The 25,111-nt window shown below is 37.4% G+C and carries 20 protein-coding genes; 9 read left to right on the top strand and 11 right to left on the bottom strand.

The genetic code is table 11. The features are described from left to right. Positions 1-60 precede the first annotated feature (60 nt). From ACYIAR_RS15715 to ACYIAR_RS15705, 3 genes are all read right to left on the bottom strand, one after another. Positions 61-945: a sugar phosphate isomerase/epimerase family protein gene (locus ACYIAR_RS15715; protein WP_480331019.1), complete on the bottom strand. Its 885-nt coding sequence runs from the start codon at positions 943-945 to the stop codon at positions 61-63. Between the two features lie 111 nt (positions 946-1,056). After that, positions 1,057-2,850 carry a RagB/SusD family nutrient uptake outer membrane protein gene (locus tag ACYIAR_RS15710; protein WP_480331017.1) on the bottom strand — a complete coding sequence of 598 codons (1,794 nt, stop codon included), beginning with the start codon at positions 2,848-2,850 and terminating at the stop codon, positions 1,057-1,059. 18 nt (positions 2,851-2,868) lie between these two features. Continuing rightward, the gene (locus ACYIAR_RS15705; RefSeq protein WP_480331015.1) at positions 2,869-6,153 is read right to left on the bottom strand and encodes a SusC/RagA family TonB-linked outer membrane protein; all 3,285 of its coding nucleotides are present in this window, start codon (positions 6,151-6,153) and stop codon (positions 2,869-2,871) included. 110 nt (positions 6,154-6,263) lie between these two features. Between ACYIAR_RS15705 and ACYIAR_RS15700 the strand changes: the two genes are divergently transcribed. Next, positions 6,264-7,034 carry an IS5 family transposase gene (locus tag ACYIAR_RS15700; RefSeq protein WP_270592782.1) on the top strand — a complete coding sequence of 257 codons (771 nt, stop codon included), beginning with the start codon at positions 6,264-6,266 and terminating at the stop codon, positions 7,032-7,034. 1,049 nt (positions 7,035-8,083) lie between these two features. On the opposite strand, the gene ACYIAR_RS15695 is transcribed toward ACYIAR_RS15700, so the two are convergent. From ACYIAR_RS15695 to ACYIAR_RS15665, 7 genes are all read right to left on the bottom strand, one after another. After that, positions 8,084-9,256 carry a MalY/PatB family protein gene (locus tag ACYIAR_RS15695; RefSeq protein ID WP_480331013.1) on the bottom strand — a complete coding sequence of 391 codons (1,173 nt, stop codon included), beginning with the start codon at positions 9,254-9,256 and terminating at the stop codon, positions 8,084-8,086. A gap of 12 nt (positions 9,257-9,268) precedes the next feature. Continuing rightward, entirely contained in the window at positions 9,269-10,135 is an 867-nt protein-coding gene (locus tag ACYIAR_RS15690) for a DUF3737 family protein (protein ID WP_480331011.1), read from the bottom strand. Positions 10,136-10,450: 315 nt separating this feature from the next. Continuing rightward, positions 10,451-10,630, bottom strand: a complete 180-nt coding sequence (locus tag ACYIAR_RS15685) for a transcriptional regulator (RefSeq protein WP_480331009.1) — start codon at positions 10,628-10,630, stop codon at positions 10,451-10,453. A gap of 94 nt (positions 10,631-10,724) precedes the next feature. Then, complete coding sequence (gene nspC / locus ACYIAR_RS15680; RefSeq protein ID WP_480331007.1) at positions 10,725-11,888, bottom strand: carboxynorspermidine decarboxylase; 1,164 nt, start codon at positions 11,886-11,888, stop codon at positions 10,725-10,727. Continuing rightward, positions 11,885-13,075 (bottom strand): saccharopine dehydrogenase family protein, encoded by a 1,191-nt coding sequence (locus tag ACYIAR_RS15675; protein ID WP_480331005.1) that lies wholly within the window; start codon positions 13,073-13,075, stop codon positions 11,885-11,887. The genes nspC and ACYIAR_RS15675 overlap by 4 nt, the downstream gene beginning before the upstream one ends. Before the next feature lie 67 nt (positions 13,076-13,142). Continuing rightward, positions 13,143-13,991, bottom strand: coding sequence for an agmatinase (gene speB / locus ACYIAR_RS15670; RefSeq protein ID WP_480331003.1), 849 nt, complete (start codon positions 13,989-13,991; stop codon positions 13,143-13,145). Positions 13,992-14,070: 79 nt separating this feature from the next. Then, positions 14,071-16,206 (bottom strand): tetratricopeptide repeat protein, encoded by a 2,136-nt coding sequence (locus ACYIAR_RS15665; RefSeq protein WP_480331001.1) that lies wholly within the window; start codon positions 16,204-16,206, stop codon positions 14,071-14,073. A 348-nt stretch (positions 16,207-16,554) separates the two neighbouring features. Between ACYIAR_RS15665 and ACYIAR_RS15660 the strand changes: the two genes are divergently transcribed. From ACYIAR_RS15660 to ACYIAR_RS15645, 4 genes are all read left to right on the top strand, one after another. Next, positions 16,555-17,070, top strand: a complete 516-nt coding sequence (locus tag ACYIAR_RS15660; protein WP_480330999.1) for a GNAT family N-acetyltransferase — start codon at positions 16,555-16,557, stop codon at positions 17,068-17,070. Positions 17,071-17,113: 43 nt separating this feature from the next. Further along, a complete protein-coding gene (locus ACYIAR_RS15655; protein ID WP_480330997.1) occupies positions 17,114-17,578 on the top strand; it encodes an alanyl-tRNA editing protein in 465 nt (154 codons plus the stop codon). 104 nt (positions 17,579-17,682) lie between these two features. Then, on the top strand, positions 17,683-18,936 hold the full coding sequence (locus ACYIAR_RS15650; RefSeq protein ID WP_480330995.1) for a phosphoglycerate kinase: 1,254 nt from the start codon (positions 17,683-17,685) through the stop codon (positions 18,934-18,936). Positions 18,937-19,045: 109 nt separating this feature from the next. Further along, a complete protein-coding gene (locus tag ACYIAR_RS15645; RefSeq protein ID WP_480330994.1) occupies positions 19,046-19,222 on the top strand; it encodes a DUF4250 domain-containing protein in 177 nt (58 codons plus the stop codon). A gap of 283 nt (positions 19,223-19,505) precedes the next feature. On the opposite strand, the gene lpxZ is transcribed toward ACYIAR_RS15645, so the two are convergent. After that, positions 19,506-20,723, bottom strand: a complete 1,218-nt coding sequence (gene lpxZ / locus ACYIAR_RS15640; RefSeq protein WP_480330992.1) for an LpxZ family protein — start codon at positions 20,721-20,723, stop codon at positions 19,506-19,508. Positions 20,724-20,897: 174 nt separating this feature from the next. Between lpxZ and ACYIAR_RS15635 the strand changes: the two genes are divergently transcribed. The 4 genes from ACYIAR_RS15635 (at position 20,898) to ACYIAR_RS15620 (ending at position 25,111) form a co-directional block, all read left to right on the top strand. Continuing rightward, complete coding sequence (locus tag ACYIAR_RS15635; RefSeq protein WP_480330991.1) at positions 20,898-21,470, top strand: 3'-5' exonuclease; 573 nt, start codon at positions 20,898-20,900, stop codon at positions 21,468-21,470. Then, a complete protein-coding gene (locus ACYIAR_RS15630; RefSeq protein ID WP_480330989.1) occupies positions 21,470-22,501 on the top strand; it encodes an N-acetylmuramoyl-L-alanine amidase family protein in 1,032 nt (343 codons plus the stop codon). The genes ACYIAR_RS15635 and ACYIAR_RS15630 overlap by 1 nt, the downstream gene beginning before the upstream one ends. Before the next feature lie 24 nt (positions 22,502-22,525). Next, on the top strand, positions 22,526-23,770 hold the full coding sequence (locus ACYIAR_RS15625) for an anaerobic sulfatase-maturation protein (protein ID WP_480330987.1): 1,245 nt from the start codon (positions 22,526-22,528) through the stop codon (positions 23,768-23,770). A 162-nt stretch (positions 23,771-23,932) separates the two neighbouring features. Next, the gene (locus ACYIAR_RS15620) at positions 23,933-25,111 is read left to right on the top strand and encodes an ATP-binding protein (protein ID WP_480330985.1); all 1,179 of its coding nucleotides are present in this window, start codon (positions 23,933-23,935) and stop codon (positions 25,109-25,111) included.

Below are 25,111 nucleotides of genomic sequence, written 5' to 3'. Positions count from 1 at the left end.
TAGCGTATAGCCAAATATTTAGAAAGTATATCACTACTCTCACTTCAATTCCACTGAGAATCAATTATTCAACAATTCCTGAAGGTAGTCTTTAGTTTTAACCACATAATCGTGACGTGAACCATTCAACTCACATTCAATAGTTATTGCTCCGTCGAATCCCTGACGTTTCAGCTCCTTAATAACTGCCGGAAAATCCACATCACCTGTAGGAATAGGAACTTCAGCTCCAAGTTCATATGGATTTTCAGGATCGGGATATTTTCCGTCCTTTGCATGAAACTCTTTGATTAACGGACCAAACATCTTGACAGCATCAAGGGAATTAGCCTTTCCATACATCAAAAGATTTGCCAGGTCACAATTGATAAATACATTTCCAGTTCCAATATCTTTGATGGCACGGATCAAAGTTGTTGGTGTTTCCTGACCTGTCTCAAAATAAATCATTACACCTTTATCCTTAGCATAACCTGCAAGATCTTTCATCACATTTATAAAATCCTTATACTGTTCAGAAGAAGGGTCTTCAGGGATAAAACCAAAATGTGAATGCATTGCAGGAACTCCAGCCATAGCACAATAATCTATCATTTTCCTATATTCGCTAAGCTTCTCTGCACGTTCATCTGTAGGCACAAGACCGATAGTTGTCGGTCCTTGTCTGAAATTCCACACAGATTTACTACCAGGAACACCAACAATTGTAGTAACCTTTATACCATATTTTTCCGAAGCTTCTTTTATCTGCTTTGCCAGCTCAGGAGTAAATTTTTTACTGTAATTAACCTCACATGAGCCAAAACCCTGAGCCTTAAGCTCCTTGAAACTTTTATCAATATTAGTCAAATCATATTGAATAACACCTATGGTGATATTGTTGGATGCGAAAGAAAAAGTAAAAGAAGATAAAATCAAAGAACACAATAATATAACTCGTTTCATAATCTATCAATATTTTTATTACTACTTTATAATTTAAGTCTTATATTTTATTAATTAAAACAATCGGCTCCAACAGCTATTGCTATCAGAGCCGATTTTATTATTCAAATATTATTCCATTGTAGGATTAAATGTTCCACCCCAGTTATTATTCTGTTCCAAATTAGGATTCTGGTCAATGTTACTCTTCTGAATCGGGAAGAAATAAAAAGATTCTTCAATTACAAATTCTCGTTCAGCAGCCTCTGTATAAGGGACTTGATGAATAACATATCGGAAATCGCCAGTAGTCAATTCATTGTTATTTATTTTTTCTCTGGCTGTATTCAAATCCATATCTGTTCCATCTGGATTAATAGCAATGGCCTCAATACCATGTTTTGTCCAACCGTTAAGGTGCATCATATTACGAGTTCTACGCAAATCCCAAAAACGATGTCCTTCGAAACACAATTCTATATTTCTTTCATCCAATATAGCTTTTCTGATTTCCTCACGACTACCAACCTTCAATCCATACAAACCATCAGAACCAGGTTCGATTCCTGCACGTTTACGAATCTGCTTCAACATGTCAACAGCCACATCAGAATGACCAGTTTCATTAGCAGCCTCAGCATAGATAAACATAACTTCTGCAAAACGCATCAAAATGTAATCTATATCATATGTCATTACCTTATCTTGAGTCAACGACAGATCTGCACCTTTATATATATAAAGTCCTGAATAAATATCATTGTTCACTGCATTTGTATGTGCGTTAGGATTCACACCATACTGATCATCCGGACTGGTTACACCAAGTGCATTATACTGTCTGTAATTTGCAGGTTTTCCTGCTACAGGATATTCACGACCATTATATAAACATACATCATTAAAACGAGGGTCTCTGTTTTTCCAAAAAGACTTTAATAAAGCCTGTTCATCTCCAACATAGTATTTACCAGTAGGATCATCATATAATTTTCCATCTAGCATAGGAAAGCTTTTCACAAATTCCCATGTAGGATTATTATAAGGTTTATCACGACTAATTGAAGCCGGACGTGTATTGTATTCCCACGTTGAAACTTTATTCGGATTTGAATTTACTACTGGAAAAACAACTTCCGGTCCTTGCTCCTGAATCCAAATATCAGCATAATTAGGTGTTAAAGCAATTCCCTTTGCGACACAAAAATCATAAGCCTCTTTTGCTGCATCATAAGCCTCTTTCCAATAATCATTATTCCACGGATTACTTGGATTAAATTGCGGAGAAGCTTTCAACAATAATGTTTTTGCTTTCCAAGCCTTGGCAAAGCATTGATCAATACGCCCATAGTCAGAGGAACTACCTGCTATCTTTTCAGGTAATAATGTGATTGCATGATCCAAATCCTCGACCATAAACTGAAAACATTCTGGAGTTGAATTACGTTTCACATATAAATCATCTGTGTCTTTGTCCTGTGGTACTTTAATATAAGGGACACCGCCATGATGGAGAACCATCCAATAATACATATAGGCACGCATAAAATAAGCTTGGCCCAATAAGCTATTAACAGTCTCACTATCCAATTCTCCCTCTTCTAGACGTTTTATTGCTTCATTAATATGACGAATTGCTGTATAATTCCAACTTTTATACGAACCTCCTGTTTCTGTAATAGTACCTAAATACCAAGGCATACCTGTAACTTGTTCAGAATTATTGTCAGCTCCAGCATTCCAGTTACCAAAACATTCTGTATAAAGATTGTTCACATATGCAGTTGCCAAGTTAACATCATGCCAAACCATTGATTCATCATAACTATTCAGGTTATCTATATCTAATGTATCGCAACTGGTCATCATTCCACCTAAGATAAGAACCGTTCCGATTATTCCATATTTAATTTTTTTCATTTTCATATTTTCTTTGATTTAAAATTAGAATGAGAAATTAAGACCAAAAGAAAAAGTACGCATCAACGGATAAGAATCATAATATTCCTGTTCTGGATCTAAGAATTCCGTTACCGCAGAAATACAGAACAAATTGGTCGCATTAACAAAAAACTGAGCATGAGTTAAGCCTAACGGTTTAAGAACTGTTTTTGGCAAATCATAACCAATATTCAAGTTTTTCAATCGAAGATAAGCTCCGTTACGAATCCAATAACTAGTATTTCCTGTTCCAGATTCATACCAATTAGTTCCTGTAATACGTGGATAAACACCATCTGGATTATAATCAGGGTCATAAACTTTATCACTTGTCCAAATCGGGAAATAAGGACGAACAGCTCCACCATGCTGATTGAAGCCTCCATCTACACCACCTACAAAACGGTCATACTTACCAACACCCTGGAAATGTACATCTACCGTAATACCTTTCCATTTGATATTACCTCCGAAACCATAATTAATTCGAGGTGTACCATTTTCACTCAGTAAATTATATGTATCATTACTATCAATACGTCCATCAGGACCCTCTGAATAACCATCGCCACGTGTATCTTTGTATAAAATACCACCTAAATAAGGATCACGACCAAATTGTTTGAAACCTTGAGCCTTCAATGCTTCCACTTCTGCAGGATCTGTTAATAAATGATCTGCAATCAAACCTGTTAAAATTCCGTCAGCCTTCCCTACCGGAGACAATGCATACAATGCCCCTCCTTCCTGATATGTTGGTGAAACATCTAAAACATCCCAACGATCACGAGCAAAGCCTAGATTTACGTATACTGAATAGTCTATCGAACCATTAGCAGCTTTATCCATCCAAGTAAGAGCCAACTCTCCACCCCTCCAAGAACGTTCTGCATAGTTTTCTGGAGCCAAAGTCTGACCGTATGTGTTAGGAAGCGTTACAGTACGAGCGCCCAAGATATCAGTTTCTTTGCGGTAAAACGCATCAAATGTTCCTGACAAACGATTGTCGAAAAAGCCGAAATCCAAACCTCCATTTATAGTTTTGGAAGTTGCCCATGTCAAAGTTAAGTTTGGTGTAGCCCCTGGTGTAATTGTATTTGCCAAATTATTGCCAAATACATATGAACCACCCTTATTGTACTTCTGTAGATAAGAAAAAGCTGCGATTTCCTCATCATCTACATTTAAATCGTTACCTGTTGTACCATAAGAAGCACGTAATTTCAAATTACTTAACCAATCAGATGTACCCTGCATAAATGATTCCTGACTAATACGCCATGCAGCAGACACTGATGGGAAGAATCCCCAACGATGTCCATCCGGGAACAAGGTATTACCATCATAACGGAAAGAAAATTCAGCTATATATTTTTGATCAAATGTATAATTGAAACGTCCAATCCAAGAAAGACGTCCTCCTGTATATTCTTCTGCATCACCCCAACGACGTTCTGCATCTTGTGAATAATTAAACATCTGGTCCAAATTAGTCAATGGCTGTTCGCCTTTAGCCTGTATCCATTCACCACCATTTGATGCCTGTTCAAATACGACCATAGCATTGACATCATGTTTACCGAATGTATTTGCATAATTCACAAACCAGTTAAACTGCTCTGTCCATAACTGTTTTGCTCGATAATCCAAGTTTTCATAATTCTGAGAGAAGTTGAAGGTATTATACTCATTCAAATTCAAAGGTGCCGGTAAAAAACGATTTCCCTCAGGATCGGCCTGTTGGAATTTGTAATTCTTTTGGAAAGTCATAAACCTTTTACGGTTATAATCATGACCCAAATAACTTCCCACAATTTTAGTACTCAAACCTTTCGTAATAAAACCTAGGTTGAAATCTAACGATACAATTCCATTCATATTACGTCGACGAGTCTTCAAATAACGATCTCCAACAACTTGATCTACAGGATTCCATCCTTGCCATGACCCATAATCCTGATATATTGGATAATCTGTAATCGTTGCAGAAGGAGTTCCATCTAAATTAGAATAGAATGGCATTGTTTTCATTGCATTAAAAGTACAACGGTACAAATCATATACCGCCTGGTCGTCATCATCTGAAAATGGCCAGTAGAAACGTCTATCATTAGATTGATTTGCATCCAAATTCACATTCATCTTAATGTATTTACTCAACTCAATCGTCAAATTAGAGCGCAAAGAAAATTTCTTATTTTTCAACGACACATATGAACCTTCTTCAGCAAGGAATGAACCCATTACATAATATTGAACTTTCTCACTACCTCCTGTTACACTTAATGAATGCTTAGTATTCCATGGATTCTGCCAAATATAATCATTTACGTTATAATTAATGTTATTATCACGGAAATAGGCATACTCAGCCTCGCCATTAGGTTCTTTCGTTCCTTGAAAACGAGCCACTGCATTTTGATAATCCAAATCATCTATAGCAGTCCATCGATCTGCAAACAATTCTTGAGTTGGTTTACTAAAAGCATATGAACCCTGATAATTAAATACCGGTTTCTGATTTTTTACACCTCCTTTTGTTGTTACCAAAACAACACCATTACCTGCAGCAGAACCATATATAGAAGCAGTTGCTGCATCTTTTAAGAAACTCATCTGATCAATTTCATATGGCTCTAAATTGTCAAAAGCTTCTTTATCACGAATAACTCCATCAATTACAAACAACGGATCTCCAAATCCTCCACGCATTCGAATCTCTGAAGAAGCACCCATCAATCCAGAATTACCTGTAATTGTAGCACCAGGAGCACGACCAGCTAATGAATTTGACAAATTGGTATTTGGAATTACTGTCAACTCTTCTGATTTAACATTAGAAATAGAACCGGTCATGTTTACTTTCTTCTGTACACCATAACCTACCACTACAACTTCATCCAAATTCTGAGTATCTTCTTTCAAAAGAACTTGAACAGAAGATTTTCCACTAACCGGAATTTCTTGATCGATATAACCGATATAAGAAACTTGAAGGACTGCATTTTCTGGAACTTCCAAAACAAACTTACCATCCATATCTGTAATTGTTCCATTAGAAGTACCTTTTATAATTACATTCGCACCAATAACCGGAATATTGGATGCGTCCAAAACTACACCTGTAACAGTTTTTGTCTGTGTAACTAAATCATTGGCAACATCGTTGTCCCGAATTTCCAATGATACACCAGCTTTTGCTTCAGCAGAAAAGGCAGATAACAGTAAGCACAATGTTGAAACTTGTGCAATCTGTTTCATCAAAAAGGGGTTTCCTTTGTTCATCATACTGTATTAGTTTTCTAAGAATCTGTTTAAATTTATTTATAATTAGTTGTAAATCAGTAGGTTAATTGGAATTTTTTTCGTAACTTTATGATTATCAAGACATTAAAGTTATGCATAAGTACCCAACCAACCTGACTGATAAACAGTGGCAAGTTATAAAAAATATGTTAGACCCCAAAGAAAGATTCAGAAAATATTCACTGCGCTCTGTTTTTGACGGCATCCTGTACATCGTGAAGACCGGCGTGCAGTGGAGAATGCTCCCATCGGATTTCGCTCCGTGGCAGACAGTGTATTACTATTTCAGCAAGTGGAAGAACGAGGGCCTGCTTGAAGAGATCTTCGACACCCTCCGCGGCATTGTCCGCCGTCTTTCGGGCAGGGCGGAGAGTCCCAGCCTTGGGATCATCGACTCAAGGAGTGTCAGGACCTCCCATCATATTGATGGTCAAAGGGGAATAGACGGAAACAAAAAGATAAAGGGCAGGAAGGAGCACATAGTGGTTGACACACTGGGGCTGCCCATGTCAGTGAGAGTCCATCCGGCAAATGTCCATGACAGCGTAGGGGCGGAAGAGGTGTTCGAATCCATGAGATACAAATTCCCGGGGCTGAAACGGATTCTGGCGGACGGAGGTTACAGGGGCGAGACTGTCAGGAACACGGTCAAGAGACTGCTGCATTGCGACCTGGATGTCGTACTCAGGTCCGACAAACGGACGGACAGATTTGTCCCCATGCCAAAAAGATGGATTGTCGAGCGCACTTTCTCATGGCTCGAGAACTTCAGGAGACTGACCATTGACTATGAATACAGGGCCGATACGCACGAAGCCATGATGCATATCGCTGCCATAAAATTATTTTTGAATAAAATTTAAACAGTTTCTAATTTAGGTTATAATATTCACGTCCATCAATGTAAGATTAACAAAACATTTATTATAAATTATATACAGTTAGGTTTACATAAATATTAGAAATCTTAAATTTTAGGTTGCGGATGCAAAAATCTGAAAAATATAGAAAAAAAAAAATCAAATCTTGTTAAATTTTGACAATTTAATTTTTCTCAGACTTTCTGTCTTGAACTTTTTTAAAAATCCAACTACAACAAATTTTATCCAATCTGCAAACCCATATTATTTATTTCTCTTAAAAACAAAGTCCAATCTAAGATTACACCACTTTATGCCATAATGTCATCTTAACTTCATGAGAATTGATTTTTCCGGTACATTTTTTACAAAAACAAAACAGACGGCACTCTCGTAAAATTCAAATAATACAATTTGAATCTAAAACCTGCAAAAAAGTTACACAAACAATTATTCATTGCGATAATCTTGTTAAAAAATAGACATATTGCAAAACTTCGCTTTATAAATGCTATCAAAATGATATTAATAATTATACCATAAAATATCCCCTTCCTGATAAAAAAAGCTTGTTTTTCATGATATATCAAGCTAAAAAAATGGTGTTTTATCCCTAAAAAAGGGAGTGTTAAAAAAATGATTGTAATAACTTCAGGAAAAGATTGCAATCATTATGCAAAATCATTTAGAAGAGTTGGAACAATCATTATGATCATTTTCCAAAATCATTGCAATCATTTTTTTAAACAATCAAAATTGATGATTTTTTTCATCGAATTTCACTCCTTAAACGTATTATTTTGAAAAAAACACACAAAGATGGATGACAAAATGTCATATGTTATTTTTAGTTTTTATGGGGAATCGTAGAAACGCTTACGTTTATTTCAGCATAAAAAATATATATAGTCCTAGCTAAACGTAGAACCGTATATATTTCTGCGCGGGGCCGTATATATTTTTTGCTAGGACTATATATATTTTAGAATAAGATTTCAGTCAATTTAAGATTGTTTTTAAGTATATGATATTCAAATAACATATAGGCTTAATCACTGTGTGATTAATATAATAAATTTACGGAAACGCTCTAATGCATCTTGCAGCACAGAGTTTGGACAAGCTAAATTCCAGCGCAGAAAACCTTCGCCATCGGCTCCATACATCGAACCACTGTTAAGCCACAAACCTGTTTCTTCAAATAAACGGGATTGCAATTCATCTGAAGTCAGTCTCAATGCCCGACAATCTGTCCATGCCAAATAAGTTCCTTCCAATTTTGTAACATATACATTTGGAATATGAGCATGGATAAATTCACACAAATAATTATAATTGGCTTTTATATAATCAAGCAACTGAATAAGCCACTCCTCACTATTGTTATAAGCAGCAATAGTAGCTTCAATGCCGAAAGGATTTACATCACAAACTTCATTTATATTGATAGCTCGGTCTATGCGTTTTCGAACCTCCTCATCACAAGTAATTATATTAGCAATTTGTAAACCAGCTAAATTGAAAGCTTTACTAGGAGATACACAAGTCACAGAATTCCACAGATGACTTTCGCTGATTGACGCAAACGGAGTATATACATATTCCGGAAATACCAATTCACAATGGATTTCGTCTGAAATAACTGTAACATTGTTTCTTTTACAAATATCTCCTATGCGGCACAATTCTTCACGAGTCCAAACACGGCCAGCCGGATTGTGAGGATTACAAAGTAACATTAATTTAACCTCCGGATTTGCCGTCTTACGTTCCAAATCATCGAAGTCGATACGATAAGTTCCATTCTCATAGATTAAAGGATTTGAAACTATACGGCAACCGTTGTTTCGTATTGAGGAAAAGAAACAGTTATAGACCGGAGTCTGAACTACCACACCATCGCCCGGTTCGGCAAGAGCTTTTATAACAGCTGAGATAGCCGGAACAACTCCGGATGTATAGATAATCCATTCTTTCTCAATATGCCAGTTATGACGACGTTCAAACCATCGAATCACTGCTTTATAGTATTCGTCCGGAACACGTACATACCCAAATATACCATGTTTCACTCTATTTTCCAAAGCATCGATAATAGCCGGAGCAGTACGAAAATCCATATCTGCTACCCATAGAGGTAATATATCTTTCTCTGCTGGTCCACTATCCCATTTATAGGAATTAGTTCCACGACGGGAAATAATCTTATCAAAGTTATATTTCATAGTTTGCGCTTTTTATTTTGTAAAACAAGAATGTCCATTTCTAAGTCTGATCTCACAATCTGCCGGAGCTTTTATATTTTCATCTATTGTTATAGAACCAATCTCATCAGCTACTATAGATCCGGACATAGGATTCTTTATGTTTGTAATAGCACCGCGAATATCAGCATTCAAAGTGCTATATTCAAATGCTCTATCACAATCAGGACCGAATGTGCAATTCTCAAGAACAAGGTCATGAGCATAACAAAGAGGCTGCTCACCGGTTATATGACAATTAACAAGGCGAAGATTCTTTGAATGCCAACCAAGGTATTCTCCATTTAGTTCTGAATCATATATCGTTACATTCTCCACTTCCCAAAAAGCATCTTTTGTAGTAATCTTAGCATTATGAATTTCCACATTCTTCACATACTGGAATACATATTTACTGTCACTCACAAGTCCGTCAATATAAATATTATTGCTAAACATAAACGGATAAGTTCCTTCATGCAAAATAAGATTTCTGATTCGGATTCCGTTGCAACGCCAAAACACCTCATCAGCATCATTCATAGTCACGTTTTCAATGTCGATTTCGCTCATTTCACGGAACATTTTTGGCGCATCGATAACAGTATCTGTCATTTTCAGATGATCGGAATACCACAGGGCAGAACGTCCGCCTACATCAAAATAGCAACGCTCAATAGTGAAGCCATGAACATGCCAGAAAGGATAATTCCCTTCAAAACGACAATCTACTGCTTCAATATTGCTACATTCTTTTATTGCAGATTCACCGGCACGAATTACCACATTTTCCAAACGAAGATTATGAGACTCAAACAAAGGACGTTCTCCTCCAAATTCGGTATTTCTGATAATATTCATATAATTATAAATTAAATTGTTTATTAATATCTGACAAAAAGTTTATTATGAAAGTAATTTTGGATTTATACAATTTAAGTTTATATAGCTATCACATTCTTACACCTGTTTTTTAACGGTTTATGCAAATTTAGTCCTATAGCACATAAAGGAATGTATATAAATTACAGATATTAATACCCAAATTATCGATACTATTGCCGGCAATTAAAATATCCGGTAAAAATAGAAATACCAACAAACCTGCATAAAAAAACTAGCCACAGTTTCCTTATAAGAAACCATGGCTAGAATGTATAGTTTTAATGATTCAAATTATTCCGCAGGAGCCCATTTGCAACGAACAGGAGAAACGATAGCACCTTCTTCCTTAAGCTGCTTCATAGCTTTGTCAACTTCTTTGCGGTCGATTCCGCTTAGTTCTGCAATTTTACCTGCATTAAGAGGAGTTCCTGCCTCTTTCATTGTTGCCAATACTTTGTCTTTTGTTTCCATAATTCTTATTTTATTAGTTGTTATTTTATCCCGGACATAACATACCTGACACATAAAATCAATATGATATTCCGGATTTACTAAATCTGATGATTTAGGACATTCTGGTCTTATAATCTTCGTAACCGAATTTGCGGACAACACGTAGTCCTTTCTCTGGGTCAAAGATGCAGATTGACGGATGAGTGACACCGTTAAACATAGTTGTCTTTACCATAGTATAATGTATCATATCACGGAATACAATCATGTCGCCTACTTTTGGTTCACGTCCACCGTCGAAAGCCCAATCTCCATAGAAATCACCGGCAAGACAGCTGTTGCCTCCCATTCGCCATTTCTCCTCACCTTCTTCAGGATCATGAGCTCCCAAAATCGTTGGTTTGTATGGCATTTCAAGGCAATCAGGCATGTGGCATGCAAATGACACGTTCAGCATCAGAGTATTTATTCCTCCGTTTCTTACTATATCTTCTACAGTTGAAACAAGACAACCTGTATCCCATGTGAAAGCACTTCCCGGTTCAAGTATGATGCGCAGATGCGGATGGCGTGACTTGAACTCATTGAGAATACGGATGAGTTCGTTTTCGTCATAGTCTTTATGAGTCATCAGATGTCCACCGCCCATATTAAGCCATTTTATTTGTGGGAAGAAGTGTCCGAATTTTTCTTCTACAGCTTTGAGTGTTCCTTCAAGGTCAGCCGGACGTGACTCGCATAGAGAATGGAAATGCAGTCCTTCTATTCCTTCAGGAAGTTCTGTCAAATCAACAGAACGGATACCAAGGCGTGAAGTTGGAGATGCTGGATTATACAAATCTGTTTCGACAGTTGAATATTCGGGATTCACACGCAAGCCGCATGAGATTCCTGCTTTGCGAGCATCGTTGCCAAAACGTGCATACTGCGACAGAGAATTGAAAGTGATATGGCTGCTGCAAGCCATTATTTCTGGGAATTCAGCTGAAGTGTAAATTGGAGCATAAGTATGCGATTTCTCACCATATTCCTCGAATACCAAACGAGCTTCAGCCAATGAACTAGCAGTGGCTCCGTCGCTGTGTTTACGCAATTCAGGGAAAATGCTCCACATTGCATTTGCCTTAAGGGCTACGATAATTTCAACACCTGTTGCCTTTCTCACCTTGTCTATCACTTCCATATTTGCAGCCAGCAATGATGTATGGAGGACATAAGAAGGCGATGGGACTTCAGTGAAGTCCCACTCGCGCAACACTTGTTCTTTATCTATCATACTTCCAGATCGATATCAAATTTCTCAACCCAAGGCAAACCTTGTTCTCCCAATTCTGCCAAGAATGGATCCGGATCGAATTCTTCTACGTTGAACACACCAGCGCCTTTCCACAATCCACGTGCAAACATAGCTGCTCCCAATGCTGCAGGAACACCTGTTGTGTAGCTTACAGCCTGAGTGCCTGTTTCCTTGTATGCTGCTTCGTGATCGCAGTTGTTATAGATATAATATGTGCGTTCCTTTCCGTCTTTGATACCACGGATGCGGCAACCGATTGAAGTTTCGCCGTGATAATTTGAACCCAAAGATTTAGGGTCAGGCAAAACTGCTTTCAGGAACTGCAATGGAACAATCTTTGTACCGTTGTATTCCACTTCGTCTATACGAGCCATACCGATGTTCTGAATAACTCGAAGGTGAGTCAGATATTCCTGACCGAATGTCATCCAGAAACGAGCACGTTTAAGAGTTGGGAAATTCTTAACCAAAGATTCCAATTCTTCGTGATACAACAAATATGAATCACGCTCACCGATGTTTGGATAAGTAAGTGACTTGTGGATTTCAAGTGGCTGAGTTTTCACCCATTCGCCATTTTCGTAGTAACGACCGTTCTGAGTAATCTCACGGATATTGATTTCCGGATTGAAGTTTGTGGCAAAAGCCATACCGTGATTTCCGGCATTGCAATCCACGATATCCAAATACTGCATTTCATCAAAATGATGCTTAGCTGCATAAGCAGTGAAGATTGCAGAAACACCCGGGTCGAAACCGCAGCCCAAAATCGCTGTAAGACCTTTTTCCTTGAAGCGATCATGGTAAGCCCACTGCCAGCTATATTCGAAATGAGCTTCGTCTTTTGGCTCATAGTTGGCAGTATCCAAATAATTAACACCACATTCCAGACATGCATCCATGATTGTCAGGTCCTGATATGGCAAAGCAACGTTAATTACAATGTCCGGACGGAATGAACGCATCAAAGCTACCAATTCTGGCACACTGTCTGCATCGACCTGTGCCGTCTGGATACGGTTGCCACCTACAGCTTGAGCAATCTGGTCACATTTCGATTTTGTACGGCTTGCCAACATAATGTCTGAAAAACAAGAATGTTTAGCTACCTTGTGTGCTACAACGGTTCCCACACCGCCGGCACCAATAATTAATACTCTTGACATTTATTTATTAGATAATTATAGAATGCAGGGTACAGAATTGAGGACCCTGCGGACTCATTTTTCCCGATTATTTATTGAATACCAATGACAATATCTGGTATATCAATTTTGCTGCAAGAAAATCAGATGCCTTGCTTGCAGGATTAGGACATAGCTCTACAACATCCAAACCAACTACATTATGTTCCTTTGCTATCAGTCCTATTGTGCGCAACAAGTCACGATAACTCAGACCGTCAGGCTCCGGTGTTCCTGTTGACGGAAGATATGCCGGATCAAGAACATCAAGGTCTATAGTTATATATACATTTTTCTTAAGCTGTGCAGATACTTCCTTCTCCCATCCTTGCTGTTCTTTTATCTTATAAGCATGGAATATACGTGACGGATTTATATTCTTAAGCTCACTAGTGTCCGAACTTCTGATTCCCACCTGAGTTACGCTGTCAGTGAGTTCCAATGCACGAGCCATAACGCAAGCATGATTATGTGAAGAACCTTCATATTCATCACGCATATCAGAATGAGCATCAAACTGGATGATTGACAAATCATCATATTTCTTAGCCACGGCACGGAAAGCACCAATGCTGACAGAGTGCTCGCCTCCAATCAAAACTGGGAATTTTCCATCTGCCAAAATATTGTCCATAGCCTTTTCAACCTCGGCAGACATAGCTTCCGGTGATGAATCTTCAGTTACTGGTGCTAATGTAGCAATACCTTTCTTATATACTTCAGTTCCAGTTTCTATATCATAAAATTCCAGATTAAACGATGCGTCAAGCAATGCCTCCGGACCTTTATCTGCGCCTTTGATCCATGTGCTTGTTCCATCATATGGCACAGGAAGAATGGCGATTGCAGCCGTAGAATAATCTGTGTACTCTGATGTGAAATCTCCAAATTCTCTCATCGGATTTACTAGTTTTAATTGTTTCAAAATTTATATTATTCCAAATTATGACAAGTTTTCTTTCCTCCAACAAGTTGTATTATCTGCTTGTCATTCTCTTAATAATGCTATAAGCATTGAATATACCCAACTCTCCTGCCTTGCTCAAATCGGCTATTCCGTTTCGGGCATCGCCAAGAGACAAATAAGCCAAACCTCGGTTGAAATATGCATCAGCAAATTCAGGATCTCTGTATATCGCTTCTGTATAATCGGCAATTGCTGCTCGATAATCTCGCTGAGCACATCTGAGATTTGCACGGTTGAAATATGCATATACAAAGTTCGGAGCATACTTAATAACCATATCATAGTCACGAGTAACCATTTCATACTCGTATGACTTTTTGTTGTCTTTCAGTTTTGCAGTAACAGGGTCGTCACCCATTTTCTTAACTCCGCTTGTTTTTCCCGTAACAAGATTCATTGTCATATTTCCCCCGGGAATAAACTCCTCGGCATAAGTCTGCTCTTCCTGAGACGAAGCATATTCTAACTTTTTATATCTCACCACAGCCCTATTGAAATAAGCCATTACGAATTCCGGATTGATGTCTATTACGCGGTCAAAATCTTTTATTGCTTCATCGAAATCCTGTACCAACATATAATCAATAGCCCTACCAAAGTATAAATCAGCATCATTAGGATTCTTTTCAAGGCGTGCAGAATATTCGTTTATAGACTCGAAGTGAGCACTTACCTGGTCTTCAGTCAAAGCTGCTTCCTGATTTGTCAAAATTAATTTGCGCTTCAGTAGCATCTTTGAATTATATGACTCAACAATTTTGTCATAATATACAAGTTTCTTGACTGGGTCAGGCTTTTCGTAATATGTAAGGATGAACTGAGGTTCAATGTCAACATGCACATTGTTGTCCTGAACTCGTCCACGCACTTCGCTTTGATATTTACTGCGTCGTTCTTCCTCTTTATCATAAACGACAAGGTGGTTGAACTTGCTTATGTTCTTATCAGACTGCTCTCGAGTATTTTCTTCCTGCTTGTCTTTTGTATCCTTATCTTTATTATCATCATTATCCGCCAAGTCTGAAGAAGATGTTGATTTTCCGGCTGCGCGATCCTTCTTCATCTGCTGCTCCTTATTATAAGCTGTCCAGAAGTCTTTGTCGGCACCAGCAAGGTCATTCATTTTCTTCTTGGCTTCTGCTCTGCTGTAATATCCAGGCAAGAAGTTAGGATATTCATTAAGCACTACGTCATAATCGGCAACGGCTCCGCGATAGTCACCAGTTTCGTAACGCAGCAAAGCTCTATTGTAGTACGCCATGTAATTGTCCGGCTCAAGATTTATCACTACATCAAAATCTTCAATCGCTCTGTTGTTATCGCCAACCTGGAATCGGAGAAGTCCGCGGTTGAAGCGGGCAATAAGATTGTCTCTGTCCATACTTACCACCTGATCGTAATCCGCCATTGCGCCACGAAGATTATTCTGCTGATATCTAACCAAACCACGATTTATGAAATATCCACTTTCGCGGGGATTAAGATGGATTGCTTCATTCAAATCTACCAAAGCGCTGTCCAAACTATGCATCTGATAATGCAGAATAGCACGGTTTCCATATGCCGGAGCATAATATGGATCCATTTCGATTGCCTTGTTATAATCGGCAAGAGCTTTCAGTGTATCACCTTTTTCAAGATACATCGCACCTCTTGAGAGATAATTCATTGAATATCTCGGGTGAGCTTTCATCAGTTCTTCAAAAGCTTTTTCAGCACCATCGAAATCACCTTTCTGAATATAAGCTACTGCCCTATTTATCATCATCTGACGATCTTCCATGCGGAACTCCAACCCTTTGGTATAATCGGCAATTGCTCCATCATAGTTTTCCTGACTCTGTCGGGCAACACCTCTGGCATAATATGCCTGAGCCAGAAACGGATTTCGTTCGAGACATGCAGTGCAATCATCTTCTGCACCCTTATAATCGTCCAAACTAATCTTTGCGACAGCACGATAGAAATATGGCTCAGCAAGCCAAGGTTTAGCCTTGATTACCTGATTGAAATATTGTATGGATAGCACATAATCCTCAAAATACAGAGCATTTCGTCCGATTGACATCACTCGGTCTGTGTTAATCTGCGCCCACAACGAAAAAGAGCATATATTTATCAACAGCAATATAAGCAATCTCTTCATCTCTTTCTTATATATTTTTCTTTTCAGTTTCTACTTTTTTGATATTCGATACAAAAATAGGCATTTTGTTTGACTTCGCTACATAACAGAAACTAAAAATCAAAATCAGAAACAGACATTAGCTCTTTTATTTAAATTTCGCCAGGCTCAACTTTCAGTTTACGAGTTGACAAGAAAACAAGTTAACAAGAGCTCTTAAACAATTAAGTGCTAAATAATAGATATTTGACCTTGTCAACTTTTAAGTTGAGCAATATGCAAAACTTATAAACATTTATATTCTGCAAATTTGTTTCTCTAAATCATTTTTATGAATTTTACGGTGCTTTTAAATGTATATTATCAAAAATGCAAAACGATTCAATAGTATTCAGGAAAGCCGGACATAGCGACACGGACCGTATTATGGAAATCATGCAGCAGGCAAAAGATCAAATGAAACGCTTGGGAAGTTGCCAGTGGAATGAGAATTATCCTGCACGTGAAAACATAATCACAGATATAGGTAACGACGAAGGTTATGTATTTGAAAAGGAAGGAACTGTCGTAGCTTATGGTGTTATTTCCTTTACAGAAGAAGATGTATACAGGCAAATCAATACCTGGACAACAGACGACAAATATCTTGTTGTGCACCGTCTGGCTGTTGCTGACGAAGCCAAACACCAAGGTCTTGGGAAAAGATTTATGCTCAAAGCTGAGGATGTGGCAAGACAAAGAGGTGTAAACTTTTTCCGTGTAGACACGAAATATGACAACAATTATATGCTTAGTATATTCAAATCTCTAGGATTTGTATATAAAGGCGATGTCGTTTATCGTGGCGGTGAAGAAAGGCTGGCTTTCGAGAAAGATTTGAGATAAAATAAGACAAACAGATTTATTATTTTTTGAAATAAATTTATTCATGGATAAAGAAATTCAACTGAACGAACACAACAAACAGGAATACCCTCCTATGCACACCGCCGAACATATCCTGAACCAGACTATGGTCAGAATGTTCGGATGCCCACGTTCGAAAAATGCACATATTGAAAGAAAGAAAAGTAAAGCTGATTATGAATTAAGCGAGGCTCCAACCGACGAAATGATGCAGGAAGTGGAAAGACGGATAAATGAAGTAATAGACCAACATCTGAATGTTACTGCAGAATTCATGAGCAAAGAAGATGCGGCAAACATTGTGGACCTGAGCAAACTGCCGGATAATGCAAGTGACACGCTAAGAATCGTAAAAATTGGAGATTATGACGCTTGCGCATGTATTGGTGCACATGTGGCAAACACATCTGAAATCGGGCATTTCAAAATGTTGAACTACGACTATCAGGACGGAAGATTAAGACTGAGATTCAAACTTATCGAATAAATTTTACGGCAAACATTGTTATAAAATATATTTTGTGTAAGTTTGCAATCGGAAAACACAAACGAAAAAGATTATATTTATTCAGACTTTAAATAAAGAAAGTTATGCAAACAATGGACAATTTTAACTTTGCCGGTAAAAAGGCAATTGTGCGCGTTGACTTTAACGTGCCTTTGAATGAAGAAGGTAAAATCACTGACGACACTCGTATCCGCGGTGCTCTGCCTACATTGAAGAAAATTTTGGCAGACGGTGGTAGCCTTATCATCATGTCTCACATGGGTAAACCAAAAGGTAAAGTAAATGCTAAATATTCTTTGAGCCAGATTGTTGACGCAGTTTCTGAAAAACTTGGTGTTGCAGTTAAATTCGCTCCAGATTGCGCTAAAGCTGCTGACGCTGCTGCTGCATTGAAACCAGGTGAAGTTCTTCTATTGGAAAACTTGCGTTTCTATCCAGAAGAAGAAGGTAAACCAGTAGGCATCGAAAAAGAAGATCCTGCATACGAAGATGCTAAGAAAGCAATGAAGGCTTCTCAGAAAGAATTCGCTAAAACTTTGGCTTCTTATGCTGACTGCTACGTTAACGACGCATTCGGTACAGCTCACCGTAAACACGCTTCAACTGCTGTTATCGCTGACTACTTCGATGCAGACCACAAAATGTTGGGCTACTTGATGGAAAAAGAAGTTACAGCTGTTGACAACGTATTGAGCAACATCAAACGTCCGTTCACTGCTATCATGGGTGGTTCTAAAGTTTCAACTAAGATCGGTATCATCGAAAACTTGATGGACAAAGTTGACAACTTGATTCTTTGCGGTGGTATGGCATTTACTTTCGCTAAAGCTCAGGGTGGCAAAATCGGTAACTCTTTGGTTGAAGATGACAAACTTCAGTTGGCTTTGGATATCATCGCTAAAGCTAAAGCTAAAGGTGTAAACTTGGTTTTGGGTTGCGACTGTATCGCTGCTGATGCATTTGCTAATGATGCTAACACTCAGGTTTGCGATGACAACAATATTCCTGACGGATGGATGGGCTTGGATGCTGGTCCTAAGACTCGCGAAGAATTCAAAGCTGCTATCAAAGGTGCTAAAACAATTCTTTGGAACGGTCCTGCAGGTGTATTCGAAATGGATAACTTCGCTGGCGGTTCAAAAGCTATTGCTGATGCTATCGCTGAAGCAACTGCTGAAGGTGCATTCTCTTTGATCGGTGGTGGTGACTCTGTTGCTTGTATCAATAAATTTGGTATGGCTGACAAAGTTTCTTACATCTCAACTGGTGGTGGTGCTTTGCTTGAAGCTATCGAAGGTAAAATTCTTCCGGGTATCGCAGCTATCAAAGGCGAATAATAAATTGTTTTTTCTTTTAAATTAAAGAATAGACTAAATAGACACGGAAAGCATGGAGAAATAATTTCTCCGTGTTTTCTGTGTTTATATGTTTAAACATAAAATAAAAATGGAATTACCTAATGACCCGATGATGCTGTTTAGCTTCATCAATCTAAAATTAAGAGATTATTATTCTTCACTTGACGACTTGTGTACAGATATGGATATTGACAAGAAATATCTGATTGACAAAATGAAATCGGTCGGATTTGAATACAATCCTATGCAGAATAAGTTTTGGTAATACTATTACAATTATTACTGCAGTTTACTTTTAAAGTCTCAAGTTCATTGCACATTGTCCGCTTTTAAGCAACTCAAATTATAATATTCTATAGTTTTTCTATACAAGAAAACTATAGATTTTTTTATGCCTAAAAGCCAATTTTATAAACCTTTGTAAATAAACAAATTACATTTTCACAACTTTTTTACGGCTTGGAAAACTTATTTCATAATATATGGAAAACTTTTTCCACATATTATGAAATAAAAATATCATCTGCATTAAAAATCAAGAGTTCATTCTATTTTTTCCGGAACAAAAGGAAAGAAGGTTTTATTCGCATGTAAATTCCAGCTGAAAAGCTTGTGGACTGTTTGTTATTCTCCTCCACTCCATCAACAATGAATTTTCCACCAAAACAATGGTAAACAGACAAGTCAGCACCAAAAGAAAAGTATTTCCCGAATGAACGGGTATATTCCAATCCCCAATGCACAAGTTGCGGATTATCAAAAACTCCGCCAGGCTGTTTTGTTGATACTGAGCCAAAAAACGGACTGCCATACATGGAAATAAAATCATTATTCCACATATATCCTGCTTTAAGTCTGACATTTTTTATATCTGCATATGCGCTGGAATAAATTGCATATCCTGAATCCAGTTGCCACATCTTGCCAGCTTGCTGGTAATAGCCCAAAACATCCACCTCCAAACCTACTTTTTTCAAATATTTCCTGGAAGCATTCCATTCCGTACCTATTCCCAAAGCTCCATTCATCAATGTCTGTACGGAATTCGTTGTTATTGTATCAATCTCACCTCCATAGTGACGCGCCAAAAGCTGAAGGTTTGTATAGAAATGCACTTCATTTTCCGGTTCATTCCATTTGGCGCGAGTGGAAAGTCCTACAGTGAATGACTCCTGATGCACGTCATTACGGAAAATAAAACTGTCCCAGCTTCCCCAGAAATCCAAATCAAAATATTTGCTCGAATACAGAATCTGAGCTCCAGCTTCAGGATCTGCAGTCTGATTTAATTCAGGATTATAAAGAGGTTCAATCAAACGATGATTTGATGCGCCGTAAATGTTTCCCAGAATTACACTGAAATTATCCGAAAAATCAATTTGTGCCCTTAGCCAAGGCAAAGCATGGAAACCATGTTGGAAATCATTCCCCTGCCATTCCGGAATATCAAAATATGAAGCATAAGGATATTGCTGTGCTCCCCAATATTTCAAAAGATGCGCACCTAATTCCAGCTTGATATTTTCCAAAGGATAATAAACGACTTTAGGCTGAAGCCAAAATCCCGGCAACGAATATCCTTTCATTACATTTCCAGAATATTCGTTATCCTTGAAAAAAGACAAATTGTCCAACTCTATAAACAAACTACCTTTATTGTCTTTATCAATTTTATAATCGCTACGATATAATTCATCTGTCAATTGAGCTTTGGCAGTCACCGCAGCAAAGAGCATGGCGGGAATAAGTATTTTTCTTAAAAACATATTATTGCTATATATTCTTCGGACTGCAAAGGAAATAACAATATGTGAAATGCGCATCATCAAATGTATTTTTTTGCAACAACTGTGATTTATTTTTGTATTTTTGCAATGAGGGATTTTGCCCCAAAGTTTTGCAAACTTGCAAAATCACAGAATATAATAAGACATCTACATATGAAAATATTTTTTTTCGACTTGGAAACTACTGGTATAAAATACTGGAGAAACGGTATCCACCAGATAAGCGGACAAATTGTCATTGACGGAGAAACTAAAGAATATTTTAATTTCAATGTTTGTCCTAACCCGCAATGCGAAATTGACGATGAAGCTTTGAAGGTCTGCAATGTTACACGCCAGCAAATACTTTCTTATCCTCCAATGAAAGATGTTTACAACCAACTAATAGAATTGCTTTCAAAATATATTGACAAATACGACAAGACGGATAAGTTTTTTCTTGCCGGATACAACAATGCATCATTCGATAATCATTTTCTGAAAGCTTTTTTTGTGCAAAACGGAGACAACTATTTTTATTCCTGGTTTTGGGTAAATTCAATAGATGTTATGGTTCTGGCATCACAATATCTTATGACAGAACGCTCAAAAATGAAAGATTTCAAACAGGAAACCGTTGCAAGAGAATTAGGAATCCCTATTGAATCAGTGAAATTACACGACGCTAAATACGACATAGAGCTTACCAAAGCTATATGGGACATAATCACTAAACATAATAATTGATGAACGCTATTAAAAACATTTTATTTTTTCTGATATTAGGAACTTTTGTATTCTCCAACGATTTGGTAGCTCAGGAAAAGGCTTATCCAAAGGATGGAGAAGGAATAACACTGTTCTTGAAAAGGTTCAACAGAACCGGTGAATATTATAAAAATCAATTCATTGAACTTAACAGAGGCAAATTCGGCAGAAATTACGGTTTGCTCAAACATATCAAATACACCTTGCCTCCTCTGAAAGATTCAGAAAGCACTTCAGATAAAAACATTAAAGTAAGAAATCAGGACAATTCCGCGAAAAGGAAAAATTATGAGCCGCTTTTCGGGAAAAATTACGCTAATTTTGATATTGTCTCAAATGAGCTATCCGGAGCATGCTTTTATCTTGTGAGCGGACATGGCGGACCAGATCCTGGAGCCATTGGATATGCAGGTAAAAAAGAATTGCATGAAGATGAATATGCTTATGATATCATACTCCGAGTGGCACGTAACCTTATGATGCGAGGAGCTAAAGTTCATATAATTATCCAAGATTCCAAAGATGGAATCCGTGACGAATATTTTCTGAACAACAGTAAACGTGAAACATGCATGGGAAGCAAAATCCCGCTCAACCAAGTTCAGCGTCTGAAACAAAGATGTGACAAAATCAATTCCCTATATAATAAAGATAAGGAAACTTATAAAAGAGCATTGTTCGTTCATGTTGATAGCAGAAGTAAAAGTAAACAAACTGATGTATTCTTCTATCACAGTGGCAGCTCGGCAGGTAAACATCTTGCCCGCACAATGAGAAATACATTCCAAAAAAAATATGACAGACATCAACCTGGCAGAGGTTTTTCTGGAACTATCAGCAAGCGTGATTTATATGTTATAAAGAATACAGTTCCAACTGCTTTGTTTGTGGAATTGGGTAATATTCAGAATAAATATGATCAGCAACGTATTGTCCAAAAGAACAATCGTCAGGCTTTAGCAAATTGGATATGTGAAGGATTTCTGTTAGACTACAGAAAGAATAAATAAACCTCAATATAAACTATTTTACCTATGTCTACTATTTCACCATTCGCAAGACCAGTGTATGTAATGTTGAAACCGGCAGGTTCAATATGCAATTTGGCATGCGAATATTGCTATTATTTGGAAAAAGGGAAACTTTATCCGGAAGAAAAAAACACAATTTTATCAGATGAGCTGCTTGAAAAGTTCATCAAAGAATACATTGAGTGTCAGACTACACAAGAAGTTCTTTTCACTTGGCACGGAGGAGAAACTCTTATGCGTCCGCTGAGCTTCTACAAAAAAGCAATCGAGCTTCAGAAAAAGTATGCTAACGGCAGACAAATTGACAATTGTATACAGACAAACGGCACATTGCTAAATGATGAGTGGTGTAAATTCTTCAAAGAAAACAATTTCCTTGTCGGAATATCAATAGATGGTCCACAAGAATTTCATGACGAATACAGAAGGAATAAGCAAGGACTGCCTTCATTCTTCAAAGTTATGAAAGGAATTGAACTGCTCAAAAAACACGGAGTAGAATATAATGCGATGGCTGTTGTCAATGACTATAATGTTGACTATCCTCTGGAATTCTATAACTTTTTCAAGGAAATAGATTGCAGATATATCCAGTTTGCACCTATAGTTGAAAGATTTACAGCACATAATAACGGTACAGTCCTGACAAGTCCGAATGAGCAAAATGAAGAAATCAAACTGGCTCCTTTTTCAGTTGATCCAGAAAAATGGGGTAAATTTCTTTGTAGCATATTCGATGAATGGGTAAAAAAGGATGTCGGTAAATTTTTCATTCAGATATTCGATTCCACGTTGGCAAACTGGGTTGGAGTTCAGCCTGGAGTATGTTCTATGGCTAAACATTGTGGACATGCTGGTGTAATGGAATTCAATGGAGATGTATATTCTTGCGACCATTTTGTATTCCCTGAATATAAACTTGGTAATATCCGTACACAAACACTGACAGAAATGATGTATAGCCCAAGACAGTTAAAGTTTGGAACTGATAAATTCGACACACTTCCTTCTCAGTGTAAAAATTGTGAATACTTATTCGCTTGCAACGGTGAATGTCCTAAAAACAGATTTATGAAAACAAAAGACGGAGAATTTGGTTTGAATTATCTGTGTAAAGGCTATTATAAGTTTTTCGAACATGTAGCGCCTTTTATGGATTTCATGAAAAAGGAATTGCAAGCTCAACGTCCGCCTGCAAATATAATGGACCATATTATTATTGAAGAAGGTTCTGTCAGACTTGAATGAACATAAAATATAAATACGTTACATTCAAGGCTAATAATGTATATTTTTTCAGAAAAGCATCAAAAAACAGATAGCAGAACAACAAAATTGCAATCTACACATTGCAGTTTAGAAGAAGTTACTTATATTTGCGCTGTCAAACAATAAATATTGTTTATAATTGTGGAAGCTTTTTTTCGTACACATAAATATTTGGTCGAGCATCTGCAATCTCCCGTTCGGAGAGGTTTAATGGACGAAATAGACTGGAATGATCGTTTGATAGGGATAAAAGGCTCACGAGGTGTAGGCAAAACTACATTTTTGCTTGATTATGCACGTGAACATTTTGGAGCAGACAATCAGGAATGTCTGTATGTTAATCTGAACCATTTTTATTTTACAGAATGTTCTATCAAAGATTTTGCTACAAACTTTTATAAACAAGGAGGTAAAGTTTTGCTTATTGATCAGGTATTCAAATATTCTGGCTGGTCAAAGGAACTTCGTTATTGCTATGACAACTTCCCTGATTTGAAAATAGTTTTCTCTGGTTCTTCAGTAATGCGTCTGAAAGAAGAAAACCCGGATCTGTCCGGGAAAGTTGTTTCTTACCATTTGAGAGGTTTTTCTTTCAGAGAATTTCTTAACTTGCTTTCCGGAAATGACTTCAGAGCTTACACGCTGAGTGAGATAATGAATAATCACCGTGATATTTGCAGGGAAATATGCAGGAAAGTACAACCTTTGGATTATTTTCAGGATTATCTCCATCATGGTTTTTATCCATTTTTCCTCGAAAAACGTAATTTCTCAGAGAATCTGCTCAAGACAATGAACATGATGCTTGAAGTAGACGTCCTGTACATAAAACAAATTGAACAAAGTTATTTGCCTAAATTGCGCAAATTATTATATTTGCTAGCGGTAAATGCACCTGGAACACCAAATGTAAGTCAACTTAGCAAAGAAATTGAGACTTCACGTGCAACGGTGATGAATTATATAAAATATCTGGCAGACGCACGTCTGGTAAACATGCTTTATCCTGCGGGAGAATCATTTCCTAAAAAACCGTCGAAAGTATATATGTATAATTCAAACCTTATGTATCCTATCAGACCTATGCAGGTCAATCCGGATACTGTGCGCGAATCTTTTTTCTACAATCAGTTGCAAAAAGACAGTACACTTAGTCAGGGTGCCAAAAACACACAATTTGTAGTTGACAACAAATATCAGTTCAGGATTGAAGAGACTATGCGTTCAAGAAATAATCCTGACATATATTATGCAGTGGATAAGATAACTTGTGGTGAAGACAATGTTATTCCGCTGTGGCTGTTCGGTTTTTTATATTGA

This window comes from Parabacteroides sp. KHUB-01, from assembly GCF_056640935.1.
This window is presented reverse-complemented; position numbering and strand designations above follow the sequence as displayed.